Here is a 15,829-nt window from a genome sequence, read left to right as displayed (position 1 = left end):
CCTATCGGGATCTTGGGTTGTGGGCGATACTGGATTCGAACCAGTGACCCCCTGCTTGTAAGGCAGGTGCTCTGAACCAACTGAGCTAATCGCCCTTTTTAATTTACTCTCTGAAATAGCTTGCTATTCCCTGATTGCGGATGCAAATATAGAACAGTTTTTTAATCCTGCAAAAGAAAAACTCAAAATAATCAAAGTACTTCTGCAACCGTAAAATTACTTCCTCCAACAAATATAAGATCTCCCGAGGCCGCTTTGTTTTGAGCCTCCCGGAAAGCTTCTGAAACAGAATCAAATACCACCCCCTGCAAACCATACTTTGATGCTTTTGCACGAAGATCGGCAGCATCCATTCCCCTTGGGATATCCGGACGGGCAAAATAATAGGTAACATTATTCACCGGGAAAACAGGTAATACGCGATCGAGGTCCTTATCTTTTACTACACCTATAACTATGTGCAAATGGTCATAATCCTCTTCCTGAAGTTGCGACATTACTAACTCCAGCCCTTCGCGATTATGAGCAGTATCACAAATGATAAGCGGATCTGTCCCCAATTGTTGCCAACGCCCCAGCAATCCGGTATTCTCAACGGTCTTTAAAAGTCCGCTTTTGATCACCTCCTCACTCACTTCCGGCAACAATAGACTTCTTACTGCTGCAACAACAGCCCGTATATTTTTCACCTGGTACTTCCCCTTAAGATCTGTTTTAAAATCTTCAGAAAGCTCATCTGCAAGTATTAAAGGTGCTTGCTCCTTAGCAGCCTTTTCTTTAAATACCGGCCATGTTTGCCGCTGGTACTCACTGATCACAGCAGGCACACCCTTTTTAATGATCCCGGCCTTTTCTCCTGCTATAGCCTCCAGGGTATCGCCAAGCATATCCATATGGTCCATCCCAATATTGGTGATCACCGAAACCACCGGCGTTATAATATTGGTAGAATCCAAACGGCCACCAAGACCCACTTCGATCACTGCGTAATCGACCTCTTCTCTTGAAAAATGATCAAAAGCCATCCCCACGGTCATCTCAAAGAACGAACACTGATGCTCCTTAAAAAAGGCAAGGTTACGATCTACGAATCTCACCACATCGGCCTCGGATATGGTTTCTCCATTTATTCTGATGCGTTCCCGAAAATCTTTGAGGTGTGGCGACGTATACAATCCGACCTTATAGCCGGCTTCCTGCAGCACCGATGCGATCATATGGCTGGTAGAACCCTTACCGTTGGTTCCGGCCACATGAATACTCTTAAACGTGTTCTGAGGGTTACCCAAATGGGCTGCCAGGGCAGTGATATTGACCAACTTAGGTTTAAAAGCCGATCTTCCTTCGCGCTGATACATGGGCAACTGAACGTACATCCAGTTTACCGTTTCCTGATATGTCATCATTTATTCTCCCAATTTGAAGTTCACCACAACAAATCCGATCTGTCTGGAAGGTGCTTTGGGGTCTGAATTAAATCTAAATGTTAGTGCAGTTCTTTTGGCAGGTTCTAAAAGACAACTGGCGGTATTGGTAGTTCCCCGCACTCCAGGCTGGGCTTCTACTACACGGCCATTTCTGTCTACGACGATCTTTACGACCACCCTACCTTCTTCATTACAGTCCTGGATGATCTTTTGACCTCCCACCTTATTCCTACCATTAAGTCCGTAACCGGAACCTCCGGACCCGCTTCCGGGGCTTCCAAAATAACTACTGGCATAGGGATCGCCATTGAGCTGCCCTTTATCTCCGGGGGAATTGTCATCTCCTTCTCCTCCGGTAGCCTTACCATCACTGTTATTGAGTCCGCCCATCATAGCGTCAAGACGGGCTTTCTTGGCCTCCTGCTCCTTACGAACACGCTCTTGCTCGGCCTGGCGTTCGCGCTCCTTACGTTGTTCTTCTTCGATACGCTCACGTTCCTTACGCTGCTCTTCTTCGATACGCTCTCTTTCCAGCTGCTCGGCGCGTTCTTTAGCCTTGCGTTCTTCCTCGAGCTTACGCAAACGCTCTTCTTCTGCCTTTTTCATGACCACCGATTCTTCCGACTCCTGGGTTACCACCTCTTCGGCTTCAGGCTCAACAGGCTCCGGTTCTGGCGGAGGTGGGGTTACCTCCTCCACTTCATCCTGTACAGGTTCCGGCTCGGGAACCGGTTCAGGCTTGGAGCGTATCGGCTCTTTTGGCTGTACATCGCCACTACCGGTATCCATATAGCCAAAATTCACAGAGATGCCCTCTTCCGGTGGCGGATCGAGATAAGAAAGGCCAACGTAGAACATCAGGGCAATTAGCATTGCCAGGATAATAGAAGTTACGGTGAACGACTTGCGTTTATGTCTGGTATCGAGAAACGACATTATTTGGGCCTTACGGCCAGAATTACCTTATAATTATTTTGATTCGCTATATCCATTACCTCCACAGCATTGGTAATAGGTACGCTTTCTTCGGCCCTTAGAATGATGGTTGGCTTATCAACGTCCTTAAGACGTCTCTTGAGCTCCGTTTCAAGAAATTCGGGCTTCACCTTGGTGTTATCTACAAAGAACTCCAGGTTCCTGTTAATGCTCACCGCCACGTTCTGGGTATTGGTGGATTTTCCTTTAGCTTTTGGCAGCAACAGGTCAAGTGCATTCGGTGCGTTAGAGGTGATCATAAAGAACACCAATAGCAGGAATACGATATCGGTCATGGAACTCATACTGAATTCCGGAGACACCTTATTTCTTCCTTTTAATTTCATAAGACAGGTTTTAATTACCTAATGGGACGTTCACAGATTACACTGCTGTACGATACGATCAAGCCGGCTCGTTGAGCAGGTCGAGGAATTCAACAGCATTACTCTCCATAGCGTGCACCACCTTATCGGTGCGCACTACAAGGTGATTGTAACCAATATAGGCTACGATACCTACAATAAGACCTGCTACGGTCGTGGTCATCGCAGTATAAATACCACTGGCCAACTGCCCCATCTCTGCCTGTCCGCCGCTGGTTGCCATCTGGTGGAAAGCAAGGATCATCCCGATCACGGTTCCGAGGAATCCGATCATAGGAGCTGCACCCGCAACGGTTGCAAGGATACTCACATTCTTCTCAAGCTTATACACTTCCAGGGTTCCGGCATTTTCGATCGCCTTATTGATATCCTCTAAAGGCTTACCGATCCTGGAGATCCCTTTTTCTGTTAAACGGGCTACAGGTGAATCGGTCTGCGCACATAAAATACGTGCCGATTCCAACTTACCACCTGATACGTGATCCCTGATCTGATTCATAAAGTTCTTATCGATCTTCGACGCCGCTTTAATAGCAAACAGTCTTTCGAAATAGATGTACAAGGCAACGAACAACAATACGAACAGGATAGCGATGATCACCACACTACCGGTACCTCCGTTAGCGATAAGATCGATAACTGATAGCGTTTGCTCTTCCGGGAGCATTTCTGTGGCCACTTCTTGTGAGGCGTCTTGAAAAAGTATCATAAGCGATGAAATAGGTTAAAATTTATAACGGTAAAATTTGGATTTAATTATGCTTTAAAGAACAAAATTACGGAGTAGAACAAAGATCACCGCCCCTGCCAGGAACCCAACGAGGGCAAGCCATGCGATCTTTTTGAGGTACCAGAAGAAATCGATCTTTTCCATCCCCATTGCTACCACTCCGGCAGCAGAACCAATAATAAGCATACTTCCGCCTGTACCCGCTGCATAGGCGATAAAATGCCATACAGGGTCGTCTACAGGAACAGAGAACATCCCAATACTCGCTGCTACCAGCGGTACGTTATCGATAACGGCCGAACCGGCTCCCAGGATAAGTACAACAAGATCTGAAACCGTGGCAGCAACTCCTTCAGTACCCAACTTAGGCATGGAGGCCTCCAGGCTTTCTGCAAAGTGGAATAACATTCCCAGAGATTCCAGGGCCGCAACGGCCATCAGGATCCCAAGGAAGAATAGAATACTCGGCATTTCGATTCGTGAAAGCGAGTGATGTACCGGACTATGATGTCCTACCGGATCATTATCCTCATCTATGGTAACCTCAGAGATACTGAACTTCGAACTACTGTAGATCTCTGCAAAAGCAGCAACCACAGCAAGAGAAAGCATCATTCCGACATAGGGAGGGAGATGGGTGATCGTCTTAAAAACAGGTACAAAAACAATCGAACCCAATCCGAGATACAGCATAACTGAACTGTAAGGACTCTTAGGCATATCACTCCCAAAATCCCCTTCGATCTGCCCTTTAAAGACACTCATTCTCGAGGCGATAAATACAGGCACGACCATACAGGCAATAGAAGGCAGGAACACGTGCAGGATAAGCTGCATCACCGTTACCTTGTTAGCGATCCAAAGCATGGTAGTGGTCACGTCTCCAATAGGCGACCATGCACCACCGGCATTGGCAGCAATGATAATAATACCCGCAAACCACAAACGCAGATTGCGATCCTTGATCACTTTTTGAAGAATGGTGATCAAAACAATGGTAGCGGTAAGGTTATCTATTATAGCAGAAAGAATGAATCCCAGTACTGCAAAGATCCATAAGAGCGATTTCTTATTCTTTACCCGGATATACCCCTTGATGGTAGCGAAGCCATCAAAGTAGTCGATGATCTCTACAATGGTCATCGCCCCCAGCAGGAACACCAGGATCTCGGCCGTTTTCCCCAGGTGATGCAGCAATATCTCTTCCAGGTGTGTGCCTTCGAGCTCACGGAGCTCGGCATTTACCTCGAAAACAGGCAGATGCGTTAACGCGATGATCGCCCAAAGCAAGGCCATCATTCCCAATGCAGGGATAAGCTTGTCAATTTTAATATTGTGCTCCAGCGTTATGAGGAGGTATCCGAGAATAAAAACCAGAATAATTATCGTTTCCATAAAAGATTGTTAGGTTTAGAATAATCTAAATTAATTGTTTTAATGCGATTTCAAAAGCAGTGCTACTGATATTTGTTGTGGCGCTATTGCGATCATAGGTATTTTGAAGTGCCTTTCTAATGGTCTCTGAAGTATCGTTAAAAATAGCCTCATCGGTCATCTCCACCCTTCGTTCCATAAAATAGGCGAATACCCTTGCCATTCCGCAGTTGGAGATAAAGTCCGGAATAAGACTTATACGCTTATCTGTGTCTTCCATAATAGGCCCGAAAAACACTTCCTCATCTGCAAAAGGCACATTAGCCCCGCAACTCACCACTTCCAGTCCGCCGGCAATAAGTCGGTCTATCTGTTCCTTGGTGATCAAACGGGACGCAGCACAAGGCATAAAGATCTCTGCCTGCAGGTCCCAGATCTTTTGGTTCACCTCGTCAAAAGAAAGCAGATCCTGCCCTCCGAGGGTATTACCCTTTTTATTGAGATATAACTGACGGATCTCCTCGAAGCTAAACCCTGCCTCGTTAATGAGTCCGCCGTTACCATCGATAATAGCTACGATCCTGGCACCCATCTGCGCCAGGTAATACGCTGCAGCAGATCCTACATTGCCAAAGCCCTGCACGATCGCTTTTTTACCCCTTACGGCACCGCCATAAATAGCGTAGTAATGTTTCACCGCTTCTGCAACGCCAAAACCGGTGATCATATCGGCAACGGTATATTTTCGTTTAATATCAGGAGAGTACCCTTCACTTTCAAGCACCTTGATCACCCCTTGCCTGAGCTGACCAATACGGTTGATCTTATCGGCATCTGTAGGTCTGAAGTGCCCTGCGAAAACCCCTTCTTGCGGGTGCCATACCCCACAGTCTTCTGTGATAGGGATTACTTCGTGGATCTCGTCCACATTGAGGTCACCTCCGGTACCATAATAACTTTTTAATAAGGGAGAAACAGCCTGATACCATCTTTCGAGCACTCCTTTTTTTCGGGGATCTTTAGGATCGAAGTTGATTCCCGATTTCGCACCACCGATAGCAGGCCCCGACACGGTGAATTTTACTTCCATGGTCTTGGCCAGAGAAAGTACCTCGTTCATATCAAGTCCCTTTCTCATGCGGGTACCCCCACCGGCAGCTCCGCCGCGCAGTGAATTGATCACTACCCAGCCTTCTGCTTCGGTTTGCGGATCCTTCCAATTGAATACGATCTCTGGTGATTTTTCTTCGTACTTCTTTAAAAGTTGTTTCATAGTAGTTTTTAGGTAAATGCCCCCAAATATAAAAAACTAATAATGACTCTGTGGGTTATGCCCGAAAATCAAGGTTCAAACACCCTGCCTGAACAATGATCCCGACGAGCCCCGGTAACACTGCTTAAGCAATTTACTTCTTCCCGAAGTCGCAAAACCCCGAGCAACCCGAAGATCAATGCTTCTTTATAATCAACAAGGTGCTGCTCCGGTATAACGACCGTAGAAGAAGAGCGTTCCTGCAACAATTCCATCAAATAGGCGTTCATCGCACCACCACCGGTAACCAGCACATTGCCGGTGTCTCCAACTGCAAGAGCTAATTGTTCTGCCACATGTAAGGTATATGTGGCCAGAACATCCTTCTCGTTCAGACCAAAACCATCGATGAGCGGCAATACCTGCGCTCCCACCCACTCTACTCCCAGGGATTTTGGAGGCTTCTCACTATAGAAATCCAAATCGTTAAGGGCAGCCAGCAAACCGGAATGAGGCTTACCCGAACGCGCTATCTCCCCCTCTGCATCATAAGCAAATCCCAATTTAGAGGCGTAGTGATTTAAAACCGTATTCACAGCACATATATCATAGGCCAGCCTGCCATGCGCCCCTTCAAGCGATACATTGGCAAAACCACCAAGATTGAGGCAATAGCGATAATCTGAAAAGAGCATACGATCTCCAATCGGCACCAACGGGGCGCCCTGCCCCCCGAGTTCAACATCCTGCCCCCTGAAATCACACACTACAGGAAATCCGGCCAGCGTCGCCAGTTCCGGGCGATTCCCGATCTGTACCGTAACCCCGTCCTGCGGCCTATGCCATATGGTATGGCCGTGAGAGCATATCGCATCGAGTTCGGTTATAGCGTATTTGCCAATAAAGGCAGAGAGCACACCGGCAAGGTATTCGGTGTAGGCGATATCAAAGACCTGGAGAGCGTCTTGATCCAGGTAAAAAGCATCTTGCAGTTGTTGCTTCCAATAGGAAGAATAGCCTATAGTTTCGGCCTTAAGAATGGTGTAGGTCCAGGGATCACCTTCTTCAAAATGTAAGAGTGCAATATCGACACCATCGAGAGAGGTTCCGGACATAACTCCCAGTACGGAGAAGCGCTTCTTTTTCATTATGACAAAATTAACCAACCAGGATTGATAAAATTGCATTTAAAAACTATATTTGACCGACTTTTCTAAAAAAAATCCAAAAAGAATGAATTATAAGCTTTCTGAAGAACACTTAATGATACAACAGGCTGCCCGTGACTTTGCGCAGACCGAACTATTACCAGGGGTTATCGAAAGAGATGAAAAACAGGAATTCCCTGCCGAGCAGATCAAAAAGATGGGTGAGCTTGGGTTCATGGGTATGATGGTTGACCCCAAATACGGAGGAAGCGGTATGGACACCATCTCCTATGCTATAGCCATGGAAGAGATCTCAAAAGTAGACGCATCGGCCTCTGTGGCCATGAGTGTAAACAACTCTCTCGTTTGCTGGGGACTTGAAACCTATGGTTCTGAAGAGCAAAAACAAAAATACCTGACCAAATTGGCTACCGGTGAAAAGCTTGGAGCTTTTTGCCTTTCCGAGCCCGAAGCAGGTAGTGATGCCACCTCACAAAAGACCACAGCCATTGATAAAGGAGACCACTACCTGATCAACGGAACAAAGAACTGGATCACTAATGGGAGTACTGCCGATTATTACCTGGTGATCGCACAGACCTATCCGGAAAAAGGCCACCACGGCATAAACGCCTTTATTATGGAGAAAGGCATGGAGGGATTTGAGATCGGACCAAAAGAACAAAAAATGGGAATTCGCGGTAGTGATACCCATTCGTTAATGTTCACCGACGTCAAGGTTCCCAAAGAGAATCGTATCGGTGAAGATGGCTTCGGATTTAAATTCGCGATGAAGACCCTTGCAGGAGGTCGCATTGGGATCGCTTCCCAAGCCCTTGGTATTGCCGCAGGTGCATACGAACTGGCCAAAGAATATGCGAAGGTGAGAAAAGCATTCGGAAAAGAGATCTACAAACACCAGGCCATTGCCTTTAAACTTGCAGATATGCACACCCAGATCGAGGCCGCAAGACACCTGGTGTTAAAATCGGCCTGGGACAAAGACAACGGAGAGAACTACGACCTTAGTGGAGCTATGGCAAAGCTTTACGCTTCACAGGTTGCCATGGATGTAACCACTGAAGCCGTACAGGTACACGGTGGTAACGGATATGTGAAAGAATACCATGTAGAACGCCTTATGAGAGATGCCAAGATCACTCAGATCTACGAAGGAACCAGCGAGATCCAAAAGATCGTGATCTCAAGAGGCATCCTAAGAGACTGATCATCTTAAAGACCATTATATGAACACCACCGGAAACGCATTTTTCGGTGGTGTTTTTTTATACGCTGCCCGGACTTTTCTTCCGGCTTAAAAACATTATTTCCCGACAGGACCTCCCGGATAAACGCACCCCTGCGCTGTTAAATTGTTCATAAAACAAAACAGGAAGCAAAAGAGAACAAAAAATACTTCTATGTTTGATGGCCTTAAATCAAGCCCATGGCCACCCATCGTCAAACACATGCCAGGATCCTGAGAAACTTCAGAAAAGTTCACCGATACACGGGAGCCTTTCTCTTTTTATGCTTTCTTTTTATAGCCGTCTCGGGATTGGCACTGGGTTTAAAAAAGCACAGCGGAGGTTATATTTTGCCTGAAACTCAAAAAGGAACTTCGACAGAACTTAGCCAATGGCTTCCGCTACACACCCTGGAAGCACTGGTGACCACTCATATGGAAAAGAACGGAATCACCGCAGGAGTCCTTGACCGTATAGACGTACGCAAGGAAAAGGGTATTGCCAAATTCATTTTTACAGAAGGGCAGTTGGAAGTTCAGGTAGATGGTAGCAGCGGGGCGATCCTGAGCACAGGCAGGCGCCATAGCGATTGGCTGGAAGATGTTCATGACGGCTCTATTGTAGACGACACCCTGGGTATTCCCCACGGTATTTTTAAAGTGATGTATACGGTGATCAGTGGGTTGGCATTACTCATTTTTACGGTTACGGGATTTTGGTTGTGGTATGGCCCAAAGTATATGAAACGCCTGCGTTAGGCCTCGCCTTTAGAACCCCATAAACACTTCAAGATTATTTTTTTTCAAAATTATTGTAACCTTTTCACGGTTTCGTACGTATAAATACCTGCATACCCATTATTCACCTATTAAACAATCAGGAGAGATTAGATGAGACAGCTCAAAATTACGAAGCAGGTTACCAATCGTGAGACTGCTTCCCTGGACAAGTATCTACAGGAAATTGGTAAAGTTGACCTTATCACCGCAGATGAGGAGGTGGAATTGGCCCAAAGAATCAAAGCCGGAGACCAGCGTGCCCTTGAGAAGTTAACCAAGGCCAACCTTCGATTTGTTGTTTCTGTGGCCAAGCAGTACCAAAATCAGGGACTCACACTTCCAGACCTTATCAATGAAGGAAACCTCGGATTGATCAAAGCAGCTCAGCGTTTTGATGAGACCCGCGGATTTAAGTTCATCTCTTATGCCGTATGGTGGATTCGCCAGTCTATTCTTCAAGCTCTGGCAGAGCAATCAAGGATCGTTAGGCTACCCCTTAACAAGATCGGATCGATCAACAAGATCAATAAGACCTTTGCATTTCTTGAGCAAGCCCACGAACGTGTACCTTCTGCTGAAGAGATCGCCAAGGAACTGGATATGTCTGTAAACGACGTGAAAGAGTCTATGAAGAACTCCGGACGCCACGTATCCATGGATGCACCCCTTGTTGAAGGTGAAGATTCTAACCTCTACGACGTACTTCGCAGTGGAGAGTCTCCAAACCCGGACAAGGACCTTTTACACGATTCACTTCGCACAGAGATCGAAAGAGCACTGGAAACCCTTACCCCAAGAGAAGCAGACGTGATACGTCTTTACTTCGGACTGGGCGACCAGCACCCAATGACCCTTGAAGAGATCGGAGAGACCTTCGACCTTACAAGAGAGCGTGTTAGACAGATCAAAGAAAAAGCGATTCGCAGGCTAAAGCATACCTCGAGAAGCAAGATCCTTAAGACCTATCTTGGTTAGGTTTTGGAATTAAGCATATATTTCTGTATTTTTCACTCGCATAAGTGATAATATCTTTAAACCGCATATACAATTACAACAGTTTATCATAACTGTTCGTTTTTTGATTGATGAATGAACTCCGGCTGATTACCGGAGTTTTTCATTTCTATACACTACCCTACAAAAAGAGCATTACCACCAGCCTGATATACTCACTGAAACACCCTCGCCAAACACACCGGAACATATATTAATTTACCTTATTTTTGCAGGGAAACACAAACTTCCTATGAAAAACAAGATCATTGCCCCTTCCATGTTGGCAGCCGATTTCGGTAACCTTCAGAGAGACACCGAAATGGTAAACGAATCGAAAGCCGATTGGTTTCACATCGATATTATGGACGGCGTTTTCGTACCCAACATCTCTTACGGAATGCCTGTGCTCAAGGCCATCGGTAAGCATGCAAAAAAACCACTTGACGTACACCTTATGATCGTAGATCCGGATCGATACATCAAACATTTTGCCGATCTGGGAGCAGAAGTGCTCACCGTACATTACGAAGCATGTACCCACCTTCACCGCTCACTGCAAGCGATCAAGGCAGAAGGCATGAAAGCCGGAGTTGCATTGAATCCGCACACCCCTGTTTCGGTACTGGAAGACATCATTCAGGATATCGACCTGGTTTTGATCATGAGTGTTAACCCCGGATTCGGTGGTCAAAAATTCATCGAGAACACTTATAAAAAGGTTAGTCAGCTCAAGGCGATGATCGATGCACATAACGCCTCGACCCTAATTGAGGTTGACGGAGGTGTTAATGCCAAGAATGCTCCGGCACTTATTGAAGCAGGAGCCAATGCCCTGGTAGCGGGAAGCTTTGTTTTTTCCAGCGAATCGCCAATGGATACCATTGCAAACCTAAAAGAGGTGATCACTAAATGATCCACAAAGAACTCATTATTATAGGCGGAGGGCCCATAGGTATTGCCTGTGGGCTCGAAGCTCAGAAAAAAGGACTGGACTACCTGATCCTGGAAAAGGGAGCGCTGGTAAACTCCCTGTTTAACTACCCGGCGAACATGCAATTTTTCTCTTCTTCTGAGAAACTGGAGATCGACGGCATTCCATTTATCAGCAAGGAAGCAAAACCCAAACGGGATGAAGCCCTGGAGTACTACCGGCGAATCGTTACTTCCAACAAACTTCGCATCAACCTGTTCGAGAAGGTTGAACAGGCGCAAAAGAAAGCAGACGGGCTCTTTCACATCAAAACATCAAAAGGGACGTATACCTCGAATTACATGGTGGTAGCCACAGGGTTCTATGACCTCCCTAATCTTTTAAACGTCCCTGGAGAAGAACTGGCCAAAGTGAGCCACTATTATAAAGACCCGCATTTTTACGCCATGCAAAAGCTGGCCGTGATCGGAGCCAGTAATTCGGCTGTCGATGCTGCCCTGGAATGCTACAGAAAGGGAGCCGAGGTGACCATGATCGTAAGAGGCCCCGCTATAGGAAATCGCGTAAAATATTGGGTTAAACCGGATATTGAGAATCGCATCAAAGAAGGTTCTGTGACCGCGTACTACAATGCAGAGGTCCTCGAGATCAAAGCAGACCATATCCTCATAGATCAGGAAGGTGAAAAGATAAGCATCCCGAACGACTACGTTCTTGCACTTACAGGATACAGACCCAATTTCAAGTTTTTAAGTGCCCTGGGGATCGAACTATCGGATGACGGTAAATACTACCCTCAATACAATGAAGAAACCATGGAAACGAACGTTCCCGGCCTTTACCTTGCAGGAGTAATTTGCGGGGGAATGGACACCCACCTATGGTTTATAGAAAATTCAAGGATACATGCTAAGATCATCCTTGACCACCTGGAGTCTAAAAGAAAGCAACTACACTAAAACCGTTTCCTCAAGGATTTACCCCGGATCAATAACATTCTTCCAGGAAATAGCGTATCACATCGGTAGTGGTAACAATACCCACCAGCTCGTCGTTATCAACGACCGGCAGGGCGTGAAACTCCCTGGTCGCTAAAATGGCTGCAGCCTCCCTGATGGTGGTATCTGCAGTCACCGTCTCAGGTACACGGGTCATTACTTGTGGTAATTTAAACATATTATACACCACAGACTCTACAGTGTCATCGTCTTCATCGATCACATCAGCATAACTTATTCGCATCAGATCGGTCATACTCAGAATACCAACGATCTTTTTACCGTCAGTCACGGGAATATGGCGTATTTTGTGTTTATTGAACAGTCGCTCCGCCTTGTACAGATCGTCATTAAGGTCTAACTGAACCATTTCTGTGGTCATGATCTTCGCTACTTTCTCCTTGGTATCCATAGTTTCCAGTATTTATTTCCAGGTTCGTAGTTTTATCTACGCCAAAAGTTTAACATTAAGATTAGCATTGCCGGTAATCCGGCAGGAAGTAATTTTAAGAAGATCGAATCACCTATGATCCAGCACTTTCCCTAAACTTCATTACTCCTTTTCATCTTTACCTAAAATACTACTACACAACAATTTAAAACATGACCGTTGTCATTACAAAACCGAAAAGTCGTTATAATCTCCGGTTTAACTGGTGTACTTAAGTCCATTGTTCACGACATGGTCTTCTCTTCCATTTCCGCGATCTCGTCGAGGGTACGTATCAGGAAAGACCTGAGTTGCCTGGCCATCTGATCGTGATCCTGAATTCCCGGATGCCCTTCACAGCCCGAAATACCAATGTCTTTAAAGTTCAGTACGCCAATAATGAGCTCATCAGAAAAATGATCGCGCACCTGGTTCAGAGACTCCTTCAGAAGTTGATCATCATTTGCTTTAAGCATGGGAGAGTCTACCAGAACGAAAGCCGCCTCAGGGTAGATCACCCTCAGGGAATTAACGAATTCGATATAACTTCCCACGAAAGCATCCCTATCAAAGTCGGCACGAGCACCATTACGCATACCTCCAATATCATTGGTGCCCAGGCATATACTCACAATAGCCGGATCCCAATTTTCCGGTGGCCAGGTATCTTGACCCTGTTCACCCAGATAGAGATCCCCATAACGCTCCGGCATGGTTAACACATCGGCCTCCCCATAATTGCGATACACACCGGCACCACTTACGGCACTCAAATTATAGGCAGCTCCCATGGTCCTGGCCGCCTTAGCTGCAAAGGCTTCGTAAGGATTGTGGTGATCAAAAGGAACACCCTCGCCGCAAGCTACCTGATCCTGGTCTACACCATATCCACAGGTCATAGAGTTCCCAATGAACTCTATTGCCAATTCGGGATCGTACGAGGTCCGACTCAAACCAGAGGCCCTGGCACCGTGAAACAACAAGCCACCATTAACCGCTTCAGTAAGTTTATAGACACCTATCTCGTTCCATCCGGGATCTTTTGTCAAGGGTATGGCAATAGAAGTTCTTTTACCACCGGAGAGCTTGTACTTCCAGCTTAACTTATCGTTTCGGGTTACCAATGCATACCCGTGATCATTACCCGTTACCTCCAGATCGAGCTTTACCGTATCTCCTGACGCTCTGAACCTGACGGAGGCCGCAGAACCTATGAGCTCTGCTACACCATCATCCCCTTGGCGCGTTCGACCGAAGTAATTATAAAGGGTATCAGGAGCACGTTCTTCCAATTGCATTTCAGGAGTATCGGCCACCAAAGGATCAAGACTGTCTTTTACCGTTTCAACCGGTGTTTCTTCCTCCTGCTTTTCCAATTCACCACCATTAGGTCCTGCCTCCTTTTGCGCTCCCTGCCTGCACCCCACAAGAAGTACCACAAGCAAGAAAATTAATTTTATAGATCTCATTACCAGTATTTTAACTAAAGATAAGGCGTTGCGACATGAGATACAACCGGCATGAAAAGAAAATAGTTGAGGTTACAAAACAAAGAAGTGCCTGTAACTAAATACAGACACCTCTTAAGAACGAAGTAAGTAAATTGATTATTGACCGGATCACCTGCCTTGCATGTGATCCTGAAACAGAGTGCTCTGTAGTCGGAGACAAACCTAAGCCAAACTTGTTACGAAAAGGTTTCGTGTATAAGAAATAATCATTGTGCTAATGTCAACAAATTAAAGAAGTCCTTAAGAGACTTCGGAATTTTCATCCTAACCACAAAAACAAGGCGTTTCACATCAATAATATGTAAGAATTACCTTATAGGCATAGGAATTACTATCTTAACGTTCCCAAATTTTATATACCACTATGAATCTTACCCGATATAAACTTCTGTTTCTTGGCATCGCCCTGGCAGTGATCGGCATTGCCCTGCACTTTCTAAAGGTGGAATTGTCTGACCTTATTTTTGGTACCGGATTATTGATCGCGCTTAGTGCAGCATTTATGTTTACCTATAAGGAGAAGGAAGAATAGTGGCGGACTGCTGCACATAACAACACCAGGCAATGAGGCATCCCATCCAACGCGCCGGCTGGCAGGTTGGGAGAGGATTGCAGATCCTTGGTTAACTCCCCTTTGCAAATAGAAAGACAATCCCACCTACTCCAAATACCTAAACTCCAGACAGCTCATTGCACCGATTGGCGGAAGGTGCATTCAGCGAACGCTGGAGACGGAAAGAGGCCAGGTAGAAATTACGGCGAACTACTGTACTTAACACCTACAAGCCATCAAGCACCCCATCCAACGCGCCGGCTGGCAGGTTGGGAGAGGGTTGCAGATCCTCGGTGAATTCCCCTTTGCAAATAGAAAACCCACAGGCCTTACAGGCCTGATGTTTTTTATACCCTTCCGTCTCCTACGAGCAAGCTCGGGAGACTTCAGGGTATAAAAAAACCCATCGCCTTCGCGATGGGTTTTCTGCTTGTAGTGACCCCGAGAGGATTCGAACCCCTAACCCTCAGAGCCGAAATCTGATATTCTATCCAGTTGAACTACGGGGCCTGTTCGTGTATACGAACCACTACGTATTGACGGGGGCTAATTTAACCCGCTAATTTATTTCTCACAATAGTAGAAATGGTTTTTCCATCGGCTTTTCCGGCCAATTCTTTAGAGGCCATTCCCATAACCTGCCCCATTTCCTTCATGCTTGAAGCACCGGTCTTTTCGATGATAGCCACAACTACCTTTTCGATCTCTTCTACGCTCATTTGCTCAGGCAGGAACTTCTCGATGATGGCAGCCTGTGCCAATTCAGGACCGGCCAGATCTTCACGTCCCTGCTCGGTGAACACAACAGCACTTTCCTTGCGCTGCTTCACCAATTTTTGCAAGATCTTGATCTCCTGCTCTTCAGTGAGTCCGTCCTTGGTCTCTGCATTGCTCTTAGCCAGTAAGAGTTCTGATTTCACCGCTCTTAAAGCCTCCAGAGCTGCGGCGTCCTTGTTTTTCATAGCGGCCTTCATTTCGGCCATTACTTTATCTTGTAAGCTCATAAATTCTCGCTTTTTAACTTCTTAAAAACAGCTTTGCGAAGATAAAAAAATAACCCGAGAACCTTGATCGGTTCCCGGGTTTTCGCGC

The 15,829-nt window shown here is 46.2% G+C and carries 16 protein-coding genes and 2 tRNA genes; 6 read left to right on the top strand and 12 right to left on the bottom strand.

The features are described from left to right. Window positions 1–20: 20 nt before the first annotated feature. The 8 genes from IS446_RS06800 to IS446_RS06765 form a co-directional block, all read right to left on the bottom strand. A tRNA-Val gene (locus IS446_RS06800) sits at window positions 21–95 on the bottom strand. Between the two features lie 96 nt (window positions 96–191). Beyond that, on the bottom strand, window positions 192–1,406 hold the full coding sequence (locus IS446_RS06795; protein ID WP_317192178.1) for a bifunctional folylpolyglutamate synthase/dihydrofolate synthase: 1,215 nt from the start codon (window positions 1,404–1,406) through the stop codon (window positions 192–194). After that, the gene (locus IS446_RS06790) at window positions 1,407–2,363 is read right to left on the bottom strand and encodes an energy transducer TonB (protein WP_203059256.1); all 957 of its coding nucleotides are present in this window, start codon (window positions 2,361–2,363) and stop codon (window positions 1,407–1,409) included. It lies immediately after the preceding gene. After that, window positions 2,363–2,749: an ExbD/TolR family protein gene (locus IS446_RS06785; RefSeq protein WP_203059255.1), complete on the bottom strand. Its 387-nt coding sequence runs from the start codon at window positions 2,747–2,749 to the stop codon at window positions 2,363–2,365. The genes IS446_RS06790 and IS446_RS06785 overlap by 1 nt, the downstream gene beginning before the upstream one ends. 58 nt (window positions 2,750–2,807) lie before the next feature. After that, window positions 2,808–3,497: a MotA/TolQ/ExbB proton channel family protein gene (locus IS446_RS06780; protein WP_203059254.1), complete on the bottom strand. Its 690-nt coding sequence runs from the start codon at window positions 3,495–3,497 to the stop codon at window positions 2,808–2,810. A gap of 54 nt (window positions 3,498–3,551) precedes the next feature. After that, the gene (gene nhaD / locus IS446_RS06775) at window positions 3,552–4,913 is read right to left on the bottom strand and encodes a sodium:proton antiporter NhaD (protein ID WP_203059253.1); all 1,362 of its coding nucleotides are present in this window, start codon (window positions 4,911–4,913) and stop codon (window positions 3,552–3,554) included. Between the two features lie 25 nt (window positions 4,914–4,938). Continuing rightward, window positions 4,939–6,165, bottom strand: coding sequence for a Glu/Leu/Phe/Val dehydrogenase (locus IS446_RS06770; RefSeq protein ID WP_203059252.1), 1,227 nt, complete (start codon window positions 6,163–6,165; stop codon window positions 4,939–4,941). Between the two features lie 68 nt (window positions 6,166–6,233). Continuing rightward, window positions 6,234–7,292, bottom strand: a complete 1,059-nt coding sequence (locus tag IS446_RS06765; protein ID WP_203059251.1) for an anhydro-N-acetylmuramic acid kinase — start codon at window positions 7,290–7,292, stop codon at window positions 6,234–6,236. Window positions 7,293–7,377: 85 nt separating this feature from the next. Here IS446_RS06765 and IS446_RS06760 point away from each other — a divergent pair, with 85 nt between their 5' ends. The 5 genes from IS446_RS06760 (at window position 7,378) to IS446_RS06740 (ending at window position 12,204) form a co-directional block, all read left to right on the top strand. Next, window positions 7,378–8,520: an acyl-CoA dehydrogenase gene (locus IS446_RS06760; RefSeq protein ID WP_203059250.1), complete on the top strand. Its 1,143-nt coding sequence runs from the start codon at window positions 7,378–7,380 to the stop codon at window positions 8,518–8,520. 219 nt (window positions 8,521–8,739) lie between these two features. Further along, window positions 8,740–9,297 (top strand): PepSY domain-containing protein, encoded by a 558-nt coding sequence (locus IS446_RS06755; RefSeq protein ID WP_203059249.1) that lies wholly within the window; start codon window positions 8,740–8,742, stop codon window positions 9,295–9,297. Between the two features lie 132 nt (window positions 9,298–9,429). After that, window positions 9,430–10,293 (top strand): sigma-70 family RNA polymerase sigma factor, encoded by an 864-nt coding sequence (locus IS446_RS06750; RefSeq protein WP_203059248.1) that lies wholly within the window; start codon window positions 9,430–9,432, stop codon window positions 10,291–10,293. A 271-nt stretch (window positions 10,294–10,564) separates the two neighbouring features. Further along, entirely contained in the window at window positions 10,565–11,227 is a 663-nt protein-coding gene (gene rpe, locus IS446_RS06745) for a ribulose-phosphate 3-epimerase (protein ID WP_203059247.1), read from the top strand. Beyond that, entirely contained in the window at window positions 11,224–12,204 is a 981-nt protein-coding gene (locus tag IS446_RS06740) for a YpdA family putative bacillithiol disulfide reductase (protein ID WP_203059246.1), read from the top strand. Before rpe ends, IS446_RS06740 begins: the two co-directional genes overlap by 4 nt. 28 nt (window positions 12,205–12,232) lie before the next feature. On the opposite strand, the gene IS446_RS06735 is transcribed toward IS446_RS06740, so the two are convergent. Both IS446_RS06735 and IS446_RS06730 read right to left on the bottom strand, forming a co-directional pair. Continuing rightward, on the bottom strand, window positions 12,233–12,655 hold the full coding sequence (locus tag IS446_RS06735; RefSeq protein ID WP_203059245.1) for a CBS domain-containing protein: 423 nt from the start codon (window positions 12,653–12,655) through the stop codon (window positions 12,233–12,235). A gap of 263 nt (window positions 12,656–12,918) precedes the next feature. Beyond that, complete coding sequence (locus IS446_RS06730) at window positions 12,919–14,142, bottom strand: SGNH/GDSL hydrolase family protein (RefSeq protein WP_203059244.1); 1,224 nt, start codon at window positions 14,140–14,142, stop codon at window positions 12,919–12,921. Between the two features lie 406 nt (window positions 14,143–14,548). Here IS446_RS06730 and IS446_RS06725 point away from each other — a divergent pair, with 406 nt between their 5' ends. Continuing rightward, window positions 14,549–14,716: a hypothetical protein gene (locus tag IS446_RS06725; RefSeq protein ID WP_203059243.1), complete on the top strand. Its 168-nt coding sequence runs from the start codon at window positions 14,549–14,551 to the stop codon at window positions 14,714–14,716. A gap of 457 nt (window positions 14,717–15,173) precedes the next feature. On the opposite strand, the gene IS446_RS06720 is transcribed toward IS446_RS06725, so the two are convergent. Together IS446_RS06720 and IS446_RS06715 are read right to left on the bottom strand one after the other, a co-directional pair. Then, window positions 15,174–15,247 (bottom strand) — tRNA-Arg (locus tag IS446_RS06720). Between the two features lie 41 nt (window positions 15,248–15,288). Further along, a complete protein-coding gene (locus IS446_RS06715) occupies window positions 15,289–15,741 on the bottom strand; it encodes a GatB/YqeY domain-containing protein (RefSeq protein WP_203059242.1) in 453 nt (150 codons plus the stop codon). Between the last annotated feature and the right edge of the window lie 88 nt (window positions 15,742–15,829).

This window comes from Robertkochia sediminum (assembly GCF_016786255.1).
In the GTDB taxonomy this organism is placed as follows: Bacteria; Bacteroidota; Bacteroidia; order Flavobacteriales; family Flavobacteriaceae; genus Robertkochia; species Robertkochia sediminum.
Note: the sequence above shows the minus strand (reverse complement) of the source record. Positions and strands in the feature narration are given on the sequence as shown.

Bases quoted from the DNA above. Each gene is read 5' to 3' on its own strand.
- IS446_RS06795 (WP_317192178.1), bottom strand. From the start codon at position 1,406: ATGATGACATATCAGGAAACGGTAAACTGGATGTACGTTCAGTTGCCC.
- IS446_RS06790 (WP_203059256.1), bottom strand. From the start codon at position 2,363: ATGTCGTTTCTCGATACCAGACATAAACGCAAGTCGTTCACCGTAACT.
- IS446_RS06785 (WP_203059255.1), bottom strand. From the start codon at position 2,749: ATGAAATTAAAAGGAAGAAATAAGGTGTCTCCGGAATTCAGTATGAGT.
- IS446_RS06780 (WP_203059254.1), bottom strand. From the start codon at position 3,497: ATGATACTTTTTCAAGACGCCTCACAAGAAGTGGCCACAGAAATGCTC.
- nhaD (WP_203059253.1), bottom strand. From the start codon at position 4,913: ATGGAAACGATAATTATTCTGGTTTTTATTCTCGGATACCTCCTCATA.
- IS446_RS06770 (WP_203059252.1), bottom strand. From the start codon at position 6,165: ATGAAACAACTTTTAAAGAAGTACGAAGAAAAATCACCAGAGATCGTA.
- IS446_RS06765 (WP_203059251.1), bottom strand. From the start codon at position 7,292: ATGAAAAAGAAGCGCTTCTCCGTACTGGGAGTTATGTCCGGAACCTCT.
- IS446_RS06760 (WP_203059250.1), top strand. From the start codon at position 7,378: ATGAATTATAAGCTTTCTGAAGAACACTTAATGATACAACAGGCTGCC.
- IS446_RS06755 (WP_203059249.1), top strand. From the start codon at position 8,740: ATGGCCACCCATCGTCAAACACATGCCAGGATCCTGAGAAACTTCAGA.
- IS446_RS06750 (WP_203059248.1), top strand. From the start codon at position 9,430: ATGAGACAGCTCAAAATTACGAAGCAGGTTACCAATCGTGAGACTGCT.
- rpe (WP_203059247.1), top strand. From the start codon at position 10,565: ATGAAAAACAAGATCATTGCCCCTTCCATGTTGGCAGCCGATTTCGGT.
- IS446_RS06740 (WP_203059246.1), top strand. From the start codon at position 11,224: ATGATCCACAAAGAACTCATTATTATAGGCGGAGGGCCCATAGGTATT.
- IS446_RS06735 (WP_203059245.1), bottom strand. From the start codon at position 12,655: ATGGATACCAAGGAGAAAGTAGCGAAGATCATGACCACAGAAATGGTT.
- IS446_RS06730 (WP_203059244.1), bottom strand. From the start codon at position 14,142: ATGAGATCTATAAAATTAATTTTCTTGCTTGTGGTACTTCTTGTGGGG.
- IS446_RS06725 (WP_203059243.1), top strand. From the start codon at position 14,549: ATGAATCTTACCCGATATAAACTTCTGTTTCTTGGCATCGCCCTGGCA.
- IS446_RS06715 (WP_203059242.1), bottom strand. From the start codon at position 15,741: ATGAGCTTACAAGATAAAGTAATGGCCGAAATGAAGGCCGCTATGAAA.